The 14,165-nt window shown below is 38.2% G+C and carries 15 protein-coding genes; 14 read left to right on the top strand and 1 reads right to left on the bottom strand.

Annotation, left to right across the window (positions count from 1 at the left end; all coding sequences use genetic code 11):
• The first annotated feature begins 63 nt into the window (after window positions 1-63).
• The 11 genes from JFU23_RS13670 (at window position 64) to eno (ending at window position 11,411) form a co-directional block, all read left to right on the top strand.
• Window positions 64-948, top strand: coding sequence for an ABC transporter ATP-binding protein (locus tag JFU23_RS13670; RefSeq protein WP_201032092.1), 885 nt, complete (start codon window positions 64-66; stop codon window positions 946-948).
• Window positions 949-951: 3 nt separating this feature from the next.
• Window positions 952-2,172: an ABC transporter permease gene (locus tag JFU23_RS13665; protein ID WP_201032091.1), complete on the top strand. Its 1,221-nt coding sequence runs from the start codon at window positions 952-954 to the stop codon at window positions 2,170-2,172.
• A 19-nt stretch (window positions 2,173-2,191) separates the two neighbouring features.
• A complete protein-coding gene (locus tag JFU23_RS13660; protein ID WP_201032090.1) occupies window positions 2,192-2,389 on the top strand; it encodes a hypothetical protein in 198 nt (65 codons plus the stop codon).
• Between the two features lie 300 nt (window positions 2,390-2,689).
• Window positions 2,690-3,997: an RNA polymerase factor sigma-54 gene (gene rpoN / locus JFU23_RS13655; RefSeq protein WP_201032089.1), complete on the top strand. Its 1,308-nt coding sequence runs from the start codon at window positions 2,690-2,692 to the stop codon at window positions 3,995-3,997.
• Between the two features lie 9 nt (window positions 3,998-4,006).
• A complete protein-coding gene (locus JFU23_RS13650; protein WP_002191142.1) occupies window positions 4,007-4,252 on the top strand; it encodes a glutaredoxin family protein in 246 nt (81 codons plus the stop codon).
• 135 nt (window positions 4,253-4,387) lie between these two features.
• Window positions 4,388-5,416, top strand: a complete 1,029-nt coding sequence (gene cggR / locus JFU23_RS13645; protein ID WP_002089545.1) for a gapA transcriptional regulator CggR — start codon at window positions 4,388-4,390, stop codon at window positions 5,414-5,416.
• A gap of 26 nt (window positions 5,417-5,442) precedes the next feature.
• Window positions 5,443-6,447, top strand: coding sequence for a type I glyceraldehyde-3-phosphate dehydrogenase (gene gap / locus JFU23_RS13640; RefSeq protein ID WP_002016071.1), 1,005 nt, complete (start codon window positions 5,443-5,445; stop codon window positions 6,445-6,447).
• A 139-nt stretch (window positions 6,448-6,586) separates the two neighbouring features.
• Window positions 6,587-7,771, top strand: a complete 1,185-nt coding sequence (locus tag JFU23_RS13635; RefSeq protein WP_002016070.1) for a phosphoglycerate kinase — start codon at window positions 6,587-6,589, stop codon at window positions 7,769-7,771.
• A 32-nt stretch (window positions 7,772-7,803) separates the two neighbouring features.
• Window positions 7,804-8,559 carry a triose-phosphate isomerase gene (tpiA, locus tag JFU23_RS13630; RefSeq protein ID WP_002016069.1) on the top strand — a complete coding sequence of 252 codons (756 nt, stop codon included), beginning with the start codon at window positions 7,804-7,806 and terminating at the stop codon, window positions 8,557-8,559.
• Window positions 8,556-10,085 carry a 2,3-bisphosphoglycerate-independent phosphoglycerate mutase gene (gene gpmI, locus JFU23_RS13625; RefSeq protein ID WP_002129880.1) on the top strand — a complete coding sequence of 510 codons (1,530 nt, stop codon included), beginning with the start codon at window positions 8,556-8,558 and terminating at the stop codon, window positions 10,083-10,085. The genes tpiA and gpmI overlap by 4 nt, the downstream gene beginning before the upstream one ends.
• A gap of 30 nt (window positions 10,086-10,115) precedes the next feature.
• On the top strand, window positions 10,116-11,411 hold the full coding sequence (gene eno, locus JFU23_RS13620; RefSeq protein WP_002034740.1) for a phosphopyruvate hydratase: 1,296 nt from the start codon (window positions 10,116-10,118) through the stop codon (window positions 11,409-11,411).
• A 49-nt stretch (window positions 11,412-11,460) separates the two neighbouring features.
• Here the strand turns inward: eno and JFU23_RS13615 are convergent, their stop codons facing one another.
• Window positions 11,461-12,411: a nucleoside hydrolase gene (locus JFU23_RS13615; protein WP_063218051.1), complete on the bottom strand. Its 951-nt coding sequence runs from the start codon at window positions 12,409-12,411 to the stop codon at window positions 11,461-11,463.
• Between the two features lie 284 nt (window positions 12,412-12,695).
• Here JFU23_RS13615 and JFU23_RS13610 point away from each other — a divergent pair, with 284 nt between their 5' ends.
• The 3 genes from JFU23_RS13610 to secG all read left to right on the top strand — a co-directional run bounded on the left by JFU23_RS13610 (window position 12,696) and on the right by secG (window position 14,090).
• Window positions 12,696-13,073, top strand: a complete 378-nt coding sequence (locus tag JFU23_RS13610; RefSeq protein ID WP_002016064.1) for a CidA/LrgA family holin-like protein — start codon at window positions 12,696-12,698, stop codon at window positions 13,071-13,073.
• Window positions 13,070-13,762, top strand: a complete 693-nt coding sequence (locus JFU23_RS13605) for an LrgB family protein (protein ID WP_002129877.1) — start codon at window positions 13,070-13,072, stop codon at window positions 13,760-13,762. Before JFU23_RS13610 ends, JFU23_RS13605 begins: the two co-directional genes overlap by 4 nt.
• A gap of 94 nt (window positions 13,763-13,856) precedes the next feature.
• On the top strand, window positions 13,857-14,090 hold the full coding sequence (gene secG, locus JFU23_RS13600; RefSeq protein WP_002016062.1) for a preprotein translocase subunit SecG: 234 nt from the start codon (window positions 13,857-13,859) through the stop codon (window positions 14,088-14,090).
• The last annotated feature ends 75 nt before the right edge of the window (window positions 14,091-14,165 follow it).

Here is a 14,165-nt window from a genome sequence, read left to right as displayed (position 1 = left end):
GGCGGAATTGCTTTAGGAATGGCAGTTATTTACTTTATTAAACAGTAAAAGGGGATGTTATATATGGCATTTGAAATTCAAGGATTAAATAAAACATTTGGTGAATATAAAGCCGTTAACGATTTAAATATACGTGTAGAAGAAGGCGGGATTTTAGGGATGCTGGGCCGGAATGGTGCTGGTAAGACGACAACAATTCGTATGATTTTAGATTTAATTAAACCGGATAGCGGCCAAATTCTATGGAATAATCGCCCTTTTTCAAAGAAAGACTTGTCTATCGGTTATTTACCAGAAGAGCGTGGATTATACCCGAAAATGAATGTAGTGGAGCAATTAGTGTATTTCGGAAAGTTAGAAGGAATGCCAGCTAATCTTGCAAAAAGGCATACGTTACAATGGCTAGAAAAATTAGAAATGACACCACATTTAAAGAAGAAAACAGAGGAATTGTCAAAGGGAAATCAACAAAAAATCCAATTGATTTCAGCGATATTGCATAATCCGGAATTCATCATACTAGATGAGCCATTTAGTGGATTGGATCCTATAAATGCAGAGATGTTAAAAAATGTTGTGCTCGAGTTAATCGCACAAAGAAAAACGATTATCTTTTGTAGTCATCAAATGGACAGTGTAGAAACGTTCTGTGAGGAAATTTGTATTATGAAAAACGGTCAACTTGTATTATCGGGTGCTTTGTCAGATATTAAGAAAAGTTATCAATACAAATATATGACGTTGCAAACGGAAGGAGATATTGAACCTATTCTCAAGGAAAAAAATTTCAATTTTGAAAAAAATAATCGTACGTTCATGATTAAAGTTAATGATGGAGAGGATGCATTTTCGCTGCTTGAAGATATTAAAACTAAACAATATATCCGAGATGTTTCAATTAAAGAACCTTCTTTACATCAAATCTTTGTTGAAAAGGCGGGTGCATAAGTAATGAGGAATTTCTGGATTGTTTTAGGGCAAACGTACTGGGATCGTGTGAGAACGAAAATATTTATTGGGATGACATTGTTATTAATAGGAGGCGGGATATTTTTATTCTCTTTTCCAACTTTAGTACAAAAGTTTTCTGGAGAGAAAGAAAAAGAAAAGGTTGTATTTATTTCTGAAGCACCTAATGTTACGGTGGATCAATCTAATCTTAGTAAAGCTTTTCCAGAATGGGATTGGTCTTTGGGAGATAAAACAAAATTAAATCAATATAAGCAAGACTTGTTAGATAAGAAAGTCGAAGCGCTCTTTATATTAAAAGAGGGTGCGGGTGCTGAACCAGTATTAGATTATTTCATGAAGCTGGATAATCCTAAGTTGATTCAAAGTGCACAGGTATTTGTACAAAATCAGTATTTCCAAAGTACAGTAGTTAAACAACAGTTATCAGAAGAGGCTGTGAAATCACTTACGATGAACGTGCAAGCGAAAAAGCAAAACTTAAATAACGAAGAAACAAGTTCATTTTTACTAGTATATTTATTAGTAGCGATTATGTACTTAGCGATCACTTCATATGGAAATGCTATCGCGACAGCAGTTGCGTCAGAGAAAGCCTCACGTGTTATGGAAGTGATGGTAACAAAAGTATCTCCTGTCCATATGGTTTTCGGAAAAATTTTAGGGGTCGGTCTTGCTAGTTTGACACAGTTATTTATTTTCTTCCTTAGTATGGCGCTATATATTAAATCGGGAGTTTTTAAGGTATCGGATTCATTTTTTGGAGTGAATATTGATGTGAATATGATTACAGGTGAGCACGCTGCATATTTCTTGTTATATTTTGTTCTCGGTTACTTCGTTTATGCAGCGCTTTTCGCAGTGTTTGGTTCCATGGTCAGCAGGCCAGAAGAATTATCAGGAACAACGATGCCGATTACCCTTATATTGATGGGAAGCTTAGTGGTGGAGTTATTAGTAGTACTTGATAATCCTGAGGGGCTAGTATCAAGGGTGACATCATATGTACCATTTACAGCCCCGATTAGTATGGTAGTTAGGATTATTAATGGATCTGTTGGGAGTTTAGAAATTATTACATCTATGGTTGTATTACTGGCTAGCATCAGCTTAATTGCTATGTTTGCAGCGAAGGTCTATCCGAAAGGTGTATTAAGAAGTGGTAAGAGCCTTAAATTTAGTCAATTGTTAAAAAATAATTAATTGTAAGGGGGAATAAAAAATGGGATTTTTTTCGAAAAGAAAACAAAAAATGATGGATAGTAGTGGCGAGAGAAGCGTGAAAAAAATAGTTGAGTTGTCTGTGGAAGAGATGAGAGGAATTCAAGGAGCGTCTAGTGAATCGAACGATTATCTCTATGATTCCTATGTAATTAGGAATCAAAGTTCCTTAGCTTTAAATAAGAGGTTTCTTACTTAATAGGAATCATAAAAGAGTAGTTAGGCATAGTGAAGTGTCACTATACCTAAACTGCTCTTTTTATTTTGGAATTGAACAGAGATAAATTTAATGTTGTTATATATAAAATTAAGGGTTACTATTAGTATGTGGTAATAATTTTTATACGTTATTATTTTCTTTCAATATTATTCAAATTTAGGTTGTAAGATGTAAATCTCATTAATACATATAAATTAATAATATTTTGGAATGGGTGTCTGCGATAGGATTCTCCTTTTACCAAACTTATTGTACAATAGAAACAAGGGGGAGATTAGTTTGAAGGCAAGTCTTTTACAAGAACAAAGCTTACGTTTGGCAATGACACAAGAGTTAAGGCAAGCGATTACAATGCTCCAGTATAATGTACAAGAATTATCGGAGTTTTTGTATGAGCAATCGTTAGAGAATCCCCTTATTGAGTTAGGTGGTTTTGAGAGGGAGAAGAAAAAGAGCTCTAACACAAGTAAAAGTACCCGCAAACAAGTCGATAATCAAATGGAAATCTACAGTGTGGATTCTACAACGATTCAGCAACATTTATTAAATCAACTACAGTATTATAAAATAGATGAAGAAGAGCGAAAAGCAGCTTCTTTCATTATTATGAACATGGATGGAAATGGCTATTTACAAGAAACAAATGAAGAGTTATCAGAGCTTCTTTCTGCGCCAATTGATGTAGTGGACTGTTCCGTGGAGCTTGTTCAATCGTTAGAGCCAGCAGGGGTAGGTGCGCGTAATATTCAGGAATGTCTATCAATCCAATTGAAGCGCTTACAAAGAAGAAATGGGTTAGCGGAAGAAATTATAGATGATCATTTTAATTATTTCGTTAAGAAAGATTGGCGAAAGCTCGTTCAAGTGTTGAAGTGTACCAACGAGGAATTACAGGATGCGGTGAACTGTATTACATCATTGCAGCCGAAACCAGGTCTTGCATTTTCTTCTGATAAACCACTTTATATTGTGCCTGATATGGCGGTGAAAAAAGATGGCGATCATCTCGTTTTACAGATGAATGAGAGAAATATGCCAAGAATTGAAATTCACTCTGAGTATAGTGCGTTACTAAATAATAGTGAAAGTGAAGTGGCTTCTTACGTATCGGAGAAGTATCAGCATGTGCAATGGATTATGCGCAGTTTGAAACAGAGAAAACAAACACTCTTACAAGTGATGAATATTATTATGGAAAAACAGCATGATTTCTTCTGGGGAGGTCCAGAGTATTTAAAACCACTTGCTTTAAAAGAGGTGGCGGAAGAGTTAGGTGTGCATGAGTCTACAATTAGTCGTGCAACGCGTAATAAATATGTGCAAACGCCGCACGGTTTATTTGAGATGAAATCGTTCTTTAGTAATTCTATTTCTACGACGGAAGATGAGGCGGTTTCTACAAAGCGTGTGAAACAATTCATTCAAACGCTTGTTGGAGCAGAAAATAAGAAAAAGCCACTTTCGGATCAAAAGATTTCAAAATTATTAGAAGAAGAGCATGAAATAGTTATTTCTCGAAGAACGGTTGCGAAGTATAGAGAACAAATGCATATTCCTGCTTCGTCTCTAAGAAAAACAATTGGATAGGTGAAGAAGATGAAGGTTGTACTATATACAAAAAAAGATTGTGGTCTTTGCGTGAAGGCGAAACAAGTTTTAAAAGAAGTACAATATGAATATTCTTTTCAAATTGAGGAAATAGATATATATGAAGATAATGACCTTTTAGAGAAATACCATCTAATGATTCCTGTTGTAGAAATAGGCGGAAGACAAGTAGAATATGGTGACATTCACAAAGGTGTCATAATAAACTATATAAACAATGCAGTTAAGAGTTGAATAAGTTTCTGTCTCCTGTTACAATAATACACGTAGCAGGGATTATTTTTTTAACCTAAGTGGGACGTAAAATGTCACTATGGGACATAAAGTGACCACGGAGGGAAATGAACCGATGTAGTGAGGAGAAAAGATATGCGCTCATGGATTCAGAACACAAAAAAATTATTACCTGATCTGCTACCTGTTATGCAAACGAGAATGCAAGTGCTTCAGTACATTAGGCTTATGCAGCCGATTGGAAGAAGAAACTTATCTGCAAGTCTCGGTATGACAGAACGAGTATTGCGAAGTGAAGTTCAAGTTTTGAAAGAACAAAACTTAGTTCACGTCGCTTCTTCTGGAATGACTTTGACAGAAGAAGGAACAGCTTTAGTTCTTGCTTTGGAAGACTTTATGAAAGAAATTTCCGGGTTAAAGGTTTTAGAAAAACAACTTAAGGAAACATTAGACTTGGATGAAGTTTTCGTTGTCCCTGGTGATAGTGATGAATCACCTTGGGTCAAACTGGAGATGGGCCGTGCTTGTGTGACTTGTATAAAAGACCGTCTGACAGTGAATAATATCGTTGCTGTGGCTGGAGGAACTACGCTAGCTGCTGCTGCGGACATGATGCAACTTGATTGCAAAGATTTACATATGCTATTTGTCCCAGCACGTGGTGGAATTGGAGAAGGTGTCGAGTTAGAAGCCAATACCATTTGCGCCAAAATGGCACAAAATACGATGAGTAATTATCGCTTATTGTATGTTCCGGATCACGTTAGTAGCGAAGCATATGCGTCTATTGTAACAGAGCCCTCCGTGAAAGAAGTTCTTGAGTTGATTCGATCTTCCAATATCGTCATTCATGGAATTGGTGATGCGTTAACAATGGCACGTCGCAGAAATACTTCAGAAGCAGATTGGTTAAAGATTCAGGCAAGCGAAGCAGTTGGCGAAGCTTTCGGTTACTACTTTAATGAACAAGGAAATGTTGTTCATAAAGTAAGAACAGTTGGTATGCAACTTGAAGATTTACAACATGTATCTCACGTTGTCGCAGTCGCTGGAGGTTCTTCAAAAGCAAAAGCAATACAGGCTGTAATAAAGCAAGGGCACACTTCAATTCTAATTACAGATGAAGGTGCAGCAAAACAATTAACAAAGGGTATTACCCTTTAATATAATCCCCCAAGGAGGAAATTTAAATGACTAAAATTGGTATTAATGGATTTGGACGTATCGGACGTAACGTATTCCGCGCAGCTCTTAACAACTCTGAGGTAGAAGTAGTAGCAATCAACGACTTAACAGATGCTAAAACATTAGCTCACCTTTTAAAATATGATACAGTTCACGGAACTTTAAATGCAGAAGTATCTGCTAACGAAAACAGCATCGTTGTTAACGGTAAAGAAATTAAAGTTATCGCTGAGCGTGACCCAGCTCAATTACCATGGAGCGACTACGGAGTAGAAGTAGTAGTAGAATCTACTGGCCGTTTCACTAAAAAATCAGACGCTGAGAAACACTTAGGTGGATCAGTTAAGAAAGTTATCATCTCAGCTCCAGCTTCTGACGAAGATATCACTGTAGTTATGGGTGTTAACCACGAACAATACGATGCAGCTAACCACAACGTAGTATCTAATGCTTCTTGTACTACAAACTGTCTAGCTCCATTCGCTAAAGTATTAAACGAAAAATTCGGCGTAAAACGCGGAATGATGACAACAATTCACTCTTACACTAACGACCAACAAATCTTAGACTTACCACACAAAGATTTACGTCGTGCTCGTGCAGCAGCTGAAAACATGATTCCAACATCTACTGGTGCTGCTAAAGCTGTAGCATTAGTATTACCAGAACTTAAAGGTAAATTAAACGGCGGCGCTGTACGTGTTCCAACTGCTAACGTTTCTCTTGTTGACTTAGTTGTTGAACTTGACAAAGAAGTAACAGTTGAAGATGTAAACGCAGCATTCAAAGCAGCTTCTGAAGGCGAATTAAAAGGTATCCTTGGATACAGCGAAGAGCCATTAGTATCTATCGACTATAACGGATGTACAGCTTCTTCTACAATCGATGCATTATCTACAATGGTAATGGAAGGTAACATGGTTAAAGTACTTTCTTGGTACGATAACGAAACTGGTTACTCTAACCGCGTAGTAGACCTAGCTGCATACATGACTTCTAAAGGTCTTTAATTCTTAAGTATATAAGCAATCAATGACAAAACGAGGGAGAGGGTTTGTTCCCTCTCTCTCTTCTTTCGTTTTAGAAGCAAATGTGTTAAGCTTTTGAATGGGTTTTGTCAATCCTAACTAGTAGTCGGAGGGAAATCCAATGAACAAAAAATCAATTCGTGACGTAGATTTAAAAGGTAAGCGTGTATTTTGCCGCGTTGATTTCAACGTACCTATGAAAGAAGGCAAAATTACAGATGAAACTCGTATCCGTGCAGCTCTTCCTACAATTCAATATTTAATAGAGCAAGGTGCGAAAGTAATTTTAGCAAGTCATTTAGGCCGTCCAAAAGGTCAAGCAGTAGAAGAATTACGTCTTACTCCAGTAGCAGCACGTTTAGGCGAGCTTCTTGGTAAAGATGTTAAAAAAGCGGACGAAGCATTCGGACCAGTTGCACAAGAAATGGTTGCAGCAATGAACGAAGGCGACGTATTAGTTCTTGAAAACGTACGTTTCTATGCGGGCGAAGAAAAGAACGATGCAGAACTTGCGAAAGAATTTGCAGCTCTTGCTGATATCTTCGTAAACGATGCATTCGGTGCAGCTCACCGTGCTCACGCTTCTACAGCAGGAATCGCAGACTACCTACCAGCAGTATCTGGTTTATTAATGGAAAAAGAGTTAGATGTATTAGGTAAAGCACTTTCTAACCCAGAACGTCCATTCACAGCTATCATTGGTGGTGCGAAAGTAAAAGATAAAATCGGTGTAATTCGTCATCTATTAGACAAAGTAGATAACTTAATCATCGGTGGCGGACTTGCTTACACATTCGTTAAAGCATTAGGTCATGAAATTGGTCTATCTCTATGTGAAAACGACAAAATTGAACTAGCTAAAGAATTTATGCAACTTGCAAAAGAAAAAGGCGTAAACTTCTATATGCCAGTTGATGTTGTAATCACAGAGGAATTCTCTGAAACTGCAACAACTCAAATCGTTGGTATCGACTCTATCCCTTCTACATGGGAAGGCGTGGACATCGGTCCTAAAACACGTGAAATTTATGCAGATGTAATTAAAAACTCTAAGCTTGTTGTATGGAATGGACCAATGGGTGTATTCGAAATGACTCCATTCGCAGAAGGTACAAAAGCAGTAGGGCAAGCATTAGCAGATGCAGAAGATACATACTCTGTTATCGGCGGTGGTGACTCTGCAGCAGCTGTTGAAAAATTCGGTATGGCTGATAAAATGAGCCACATTTCTACTGGCGGCGGTGCGTCATTAGAATTCATGGAAGGTAAAGAACTTCCAGGTGTAGTGTGTCTTAACGACAAATAAGTAGCAGCCAAAGAAAAAGGACGGTGCAAAGCATGCGTAAACCAATTATCGCAGGTAACTGGAAAATGAATAAAACTCTATCTGAAGCAGTTAGCTTCGTAGAGGAAGTTAAAGGTCAAATCCCAGCAGCTTCAGCTGTTGATGCAGTAGTTTGTTCGCCAGCTCTATTCTTAGAGCGCTTAGTAGCAAAGGCTGAAGGAACTGACTTACAAGTAGGTGCACAAAACATGCACTTCGAAAAAAATGGTGCATTCACTGGCGAAATTAGCCCAGTAGCACTTAGCGACTTAAAAGTAGGCTACGTAGTACTTGGCCACTCTGAGCGTCGTGAAATGTTTGCTGAAACAGACGAGTCAGTAAATAAAAAGACTCTTGCAGCATTTGAACATGGTTTAACACCAATCGTTTGTTGTGGTGAGACTTTAGAAGAGCGCGAAAGCGGAAAAACATTTGATCTAGTAGCAGGTCAAGTAACAAAAGCACTTGCAGGTTTAACAGAAGAGCAAGTTAAAGTAACTGTTATCGCTTATGAGCCAATCTGGGCTATCGGTACAGGTAAATCTTCTTCTTCTGCAGATGCAAATGAAGTATGTGCGCACATCCGTAAAGTTGTTGCAGAAGCTGTTTCTCCAGAAGCTGCAGAAGCTGTTCGTATTCAATACGGCGGTAGCGTAAAACCAGAAAACATTAAAGAGTATATGGCACAATCTGACATCGACGGCGCTTTAGTTGGCGGTGCTAGCTTAGAGCCTGCTTCGTTCTTAGGTCTTCTGGGGGCGGTAAAATGAGAAAGCCAACAGCTTTAATCATTCTTGATGGTTTCGGACTACGTGAAGAAACTTACGGGAATGCTGTAGCACAAGCTAAGAAACCTAATTTTGATGGTTACTGGAACAAATTCCCTCACACAACGCTTACAGCTTCTGGTGAGGAAGTAGGTCTTCCAGCAGGTCAAATGGGTAACTCAGAGGTTGGTCACTTAAATATCGGTGCTGGCCGCATCGTATATCAAAGCTTAACACGCGTAAACGTTGCAATTCGTGAAGGTGAGTTCGATCAGAACGAAACTTTCCAAAATGCAATTAAAAGTGTGAAAGAAAAAGGTACTGCTCTTCATTTATTCGGTTTACTTTCTGATGGTGGTGTGCACAGTCACATGAACCATATGTTTGCTCTTCTTCGCTTAGCAGCAAAAGAAGGCGTGGAGAAAGTATATATCCATGCATTCTTAGATGGCCGCGATGTTGGACCACAAACTGCAAAAGGTTATATCGATGCAACAAATGAAGTGATTAAAGAAACAGGAGTAGGACAATTCGCGACTATCTCTGGTCGTTATTACTCCATGGACCGTGACAAGCGCTGGGATCGCGTAGAAAAATGTTACCGTGCTATGGTGAATGGTGAAGGCCCTACTTATAAATCAGCAGAAGAGTGTGTAGAAGACTCTTATGCAAATGGTATTCATGATGAATTCGTATTGCCGTCTGTAATTGTTAACGAAGATGACACGCCAGTTGCAACAATCAATAATGATGATGCAGTTATCTTCTATAACTTCCGTCCAGACCGTGCAATTCAAATTGCTCGTGTATTTACAAACGAAGACTTCCGTGAGTTCGATCGTGGTGAAAAAGTACCTCACATTCCTGAGTTCGTTTGTATGACACATTTCAGTGAAACTGTAGATGGTTACGTGGCATTCAAGCCAATGAACCTTGATAACACATTAGGTGAAGTTGTTGCGCAAGCGGGATTAAAGCAACTTCGCATCGCGGAAACTGAAAAGTATCCGCACGTTACATTCTTCTTTAGCGGTGGTCGTGAGGCTGAATTCCCAGGAGAAGAGCGTATTTTAATTAACTCACCGAAGGTTGCAACGTATGACTTGAAACCTGAAATGAGCATTTATGAAGTAACGGACGCTTTAGTAAATGACATCGAAAATGATAAACATGATGTTATCATTCTTAACTTTGCAAACTGTGATATGGTTGGCCATTCTGGGATGATGGAACCAACAATTAAAGCAGTAGAAGCAACTGACGAATGTTTAGGAAAAGTTGTAGAAGCGATTCTTGCAAAAGATGGTGTAGCACTTATTACTGCTGACCATGGTAATGCCGATCAGGAGTTAACTGCTGAAGGTGGACCAATGACAGCTCATACAACTAACCCGGTTCCTTTCATCGTTACAAAAAATGATGTAGAGCTTCGTGAAGGTGGTATTTTAGGAGATATCGCCCCAACAATGCTTACACTTTTAAATGTGGAACAACCGAAAGAAATGACAGGTAAAACAATTATTAAATAATTTGCTTATATAAAAAGGAGAGAATTTATTATGTCAACAATTATTGATGTTTATGCTCGCGAAGTCCTTGACTCTCGTGGTAACCCAACTGTAGAAGTAGAAGTTTACACAGAAAGCGGCGCATTCGGACGCGCTATCGTACCAAGTGGTGCATCTACTGGTGAGCACGAAGCAGTAGAATTACGTGACGGTGACAAATCTCGTTACCTTGGTAAAGGTGTTCTTAACGCAGTAAACAACGTTAACGAAGCAATCGCTCCAGAAATCGTTGGTTTCGACGTAACTGACCAAGCTGGTATCGACCGTGCTATGATCGAATTAGATGGCACTCCAAACAAAGGTAAACTAGGTGCTAACGCTATCCTTGGTGTATCTATGGCAGTAGCTCACGCAGCAGCTGACTTCGTAGGTCTTCCATTATACCGTTACCTTGGTGGATTCAATGCAAAACAATTACCAACTCCAATGATGAACATCATCAACGGTGGTTCTCACGCTGATAACAACGTTGACTTCCAAGAGTTCATGATCTTACCAGTTGGTGCTCCAACATTCAAAGAATCAATCCGTATGGGTGCTGAAGTATTCCATGCACTTAAAGCTGTATTACATGACAAAGGTCTTAACACTGCAGTAGGTGACGAAGGTGGATTCGCTCCAAACCTTGGTTCTAACCGTGAAGCATTAGAAGTAATCATCGAAGCTATCGAAAAAGCTGGTTACAAAGCTGGCGAGAACGTATTCTTAGGAATGGACGTTGCTTCTTCTGAGTTCTACAACAAAGAAACTGGTAAATATGACCTTGCAGGCGAAGGCCGTACTGGCTTAACTTCTGCAGAAATGGTTGATTTCTACGAAGAGCTTTGCAAAGACTTCCCAATCATCTCTATTGAAGATGGTTTAGACGAAAACGACTGGGATGGTCACAAATTATTAACTGAGCGTATCGGTGATAAAGTACAATTAGTTGGTGACGATTTATTCGTAACTAACACTCAAAAACTTGCTGAAGGTATCGAAAAAGGTATCTCTAACTCAATCTTAATTAAAGTTAACCAAATCGGTACTTTAACTGAGACTTTCGAAGCAATCGAAATGGCTAAACGTGCTGGTTACACAGCAGTTGTATCTCACCGTTCTGGTGAAACTGAAGATGCTACAATCGCTGACATCGCAGTTGCAACTAACGCTGGCCAAATCAAAACTGGTTCTATGAGCCGTACTGACCGTATTGCTAAGTACAACCAATTATTACGTATCGAAGACGAGCTAGGCGAAATCGCTGTTTACGCTGGTTTACAATCTTTCTACAATATCAAACGATAATTGTAGAAAATAACGACAGACCGTGAGAAATCACGGTCTGTTTTTTTTGCTAAAATTGTTCGTCTGTCATAAGTGACATGAAGTATTTAAAGAAGAGATTATAATCAAAATCGATAGCAATTTGCTGCGAGGGCCGATTGGTGAATGGGCTTGATCCTACTAAAGAGCGGAAATCACCGATGCTTGCTCCTTGAGCGTAAGATTCGGTCATGACGGTAATTGGTGATTTGTAGTAGGTAAACATAGAATTATCAAGTAAAGCTAATATCGGTATCGTGTCATGAAAAGGGCAGCCTTTTAATTGTGGTAAAATTTTTTCGTAATATCCATAGTAGTAATGATCGAATAGAGGTTTGACGAGAGAAGCCTTTCCTTTCGCCTCAATATATTCAGCCATATCAGGTGTAACGATGGAATACTGAGTTACATTTAACGGGTATATGTACATGTTGGATGCAGATTGTAATACAATGTTAGCCGCGATTGGATCGCCATAAAAATTCGCTTCTGATACGGGAGTTACATTACCTGGGTGCAGAAAGGAACCACCCATTACATAATAAGATTTAATTTGCTGCATTAAGTTTTTACATAAAATAAATAAAGCAGCTAGGGAAGTGAGTCGCCCTAAACTTACAATGATTAGTTCGTCTTTATACTGCTCGATAAGAGGGATAACTTCAAAAAAATTCTCCATTTCCCCGTTTTGTAACTTTTCATTTGGGATGATTGGCCCTAACCCTTCTTTACCGTGAATATTAGTAAAAAAAGCGGGTGGACCTCCATTGAGAGGACGGTCTGAACCACCAAATATTTTCATATCTCTATTTCTTGATTTTTGTTTAAGAAAATGAGCATTTTGCACGGCCATTTCTTTTGGAACATTGCCGTAATCAGCGACAATCCCAACAATTTCAATTTCATCGATAAAGAATGCGAGGAGGAGGGCTATCGCATCGTCGATTCCAGGATCACAAAAAATGAGAATTTTTTTAGACATGCGTTCACCACCTATCTTTATATATATGTGTGCTAGAGAGAAGGCAGAATAAAAATGGAGTGAAGGATTTTGTTTTATTAAAATAATAACCATCAAAATTCAGAAAATATAAACTTTATATATTAGGTCAAGGTTTTTGACGTAAATTACATTAGGAAACGCAGTCATATCAAGGGTGTAAGCGTATAATATAGTGAGTTTTCGTTGTCGATTTGATAAATTGCAGGTTTTTACAATTTATACTATGATAAGGATATTAACAGAAGATCGTATAAACATGAGGGATGATGAACATGAAACTTACAAAGATTCTTGTCCAAATTGCTGCTCTTTATGTATTTTATATGGTTGGAAATTGGGTGCAAGAAATGTTGAATCTTCCGATTCCAGGAAGTTTGATTGGGATGTTCCTCCTACTTGTTTTGCTTAGCCTAAAAGTACTTCCAGTGAAATGGTTTGATTTAGGAGCAGAAACACTCGTTGCTATCATGCCGTTTTTATTAATTCCGCCAACGCTTGGCTTAATGAATTACGGTGCTTTTTTTATGAGTAAAGGAATTTCCCTTTTCATTACAGTTGTAGCGAGTACGTTTTTAATTATTATTGTCGCAGGACATACAGGACAATATCTTGCGAATAGAAAGGAAAAAGAGACACAATGAGCCAAATATTAATCGGAATCGGTTGGGTTCTTTTTACGGTGCTATTATATCAATTATCTAAAAAAATCTACAAATTATTTCCAACACCATTTACCATTCCAATGCTTGTTGCAACAGGATTAATGGCTTTCTTATTTATAATGCTTGATATACCATATCAAAATTATATGGAAAGTGGTGGTGGCTGGATTGCGAAGCTACTAGGACCAGGTGTTGTAGCATTTGCAATCCCGCTTTATAAACAACGTCATGTTCTGCAAAAATATGTTGTACCAATTGCTGGTGGTGTATTAGTAGGTACAACAGTTGCTATTGCAAGTGATTTTGCTATCGCCACACTTATGGGAACAGATAAAAGCTTAATTTTATCTTCTTTACCAAAATCAGTGACAATGCCAGTTGCGATGAGTGTATCTGAACAAGTTGGTGGTGTCCCGTCCTTAACAGCAGCATTCGTCGTTATCGCAGGGATTACTGGAACGATTTCAGGACCAATTTTATTAAAATGGAGCCGTGTTACAAACTCAGTTGGTAAAGGGATTGGCTTTGGATGTGCGTCTCATATTATGGGTGTTATGAGAGCGATGAAAAATAATGAGCATGAAGGTGTTATTGGATCGGTAACAATGACATTAACAGCAATTTTGACATGTTTGCTTGGACCGTTATTCGCAATGATGTTCATGTAATAGAAGAAAAGTGAGAGCGATTCTATAGCTCTCGCTTTTCTATAGGATTTATGCTACATTTAAAATAACTGAATCTTTGTAGGAGGTACGCCAAGTGCATACGTTATTATCAGTTTTACTTATTATTGTATCGATTTTAATGATTGTTATGGTACTTATGCAGTCTAGTAATAGCTCAGGCCTTTCAGGCGCTATTTCAGGTGGTGCAGAGCAATTGTTTGGTAAGCAAAAAGCACGTGGAATTGAAGCGGTATTAAACCGTGTTACAGTTGTCTTAGCTGTACTATTCTTCGTACTAACAATTGGTGTTACGTACTTAAATTTATAAAATTAAAAGAAGAAGCGTTAGCGGATTATGCTAATGGTTCTTCTTTTTTTGATTTGTTATTCAAAAAAAGTTTCT

It is taken from the genome of Bacillus sp. TH50, assembly GCF_016650565.1.
In the GTDB taxonomy this organism is placed as follows: domain Bacteria; phylum Bacillota; class Bacilli; order Bacillales; family Bacillaceae_G; genus Bacillus_A; species Bacillus_A mycoides.
This window is presented reverse-complemented; position numbering and strand designations above follow the sequence as displayed.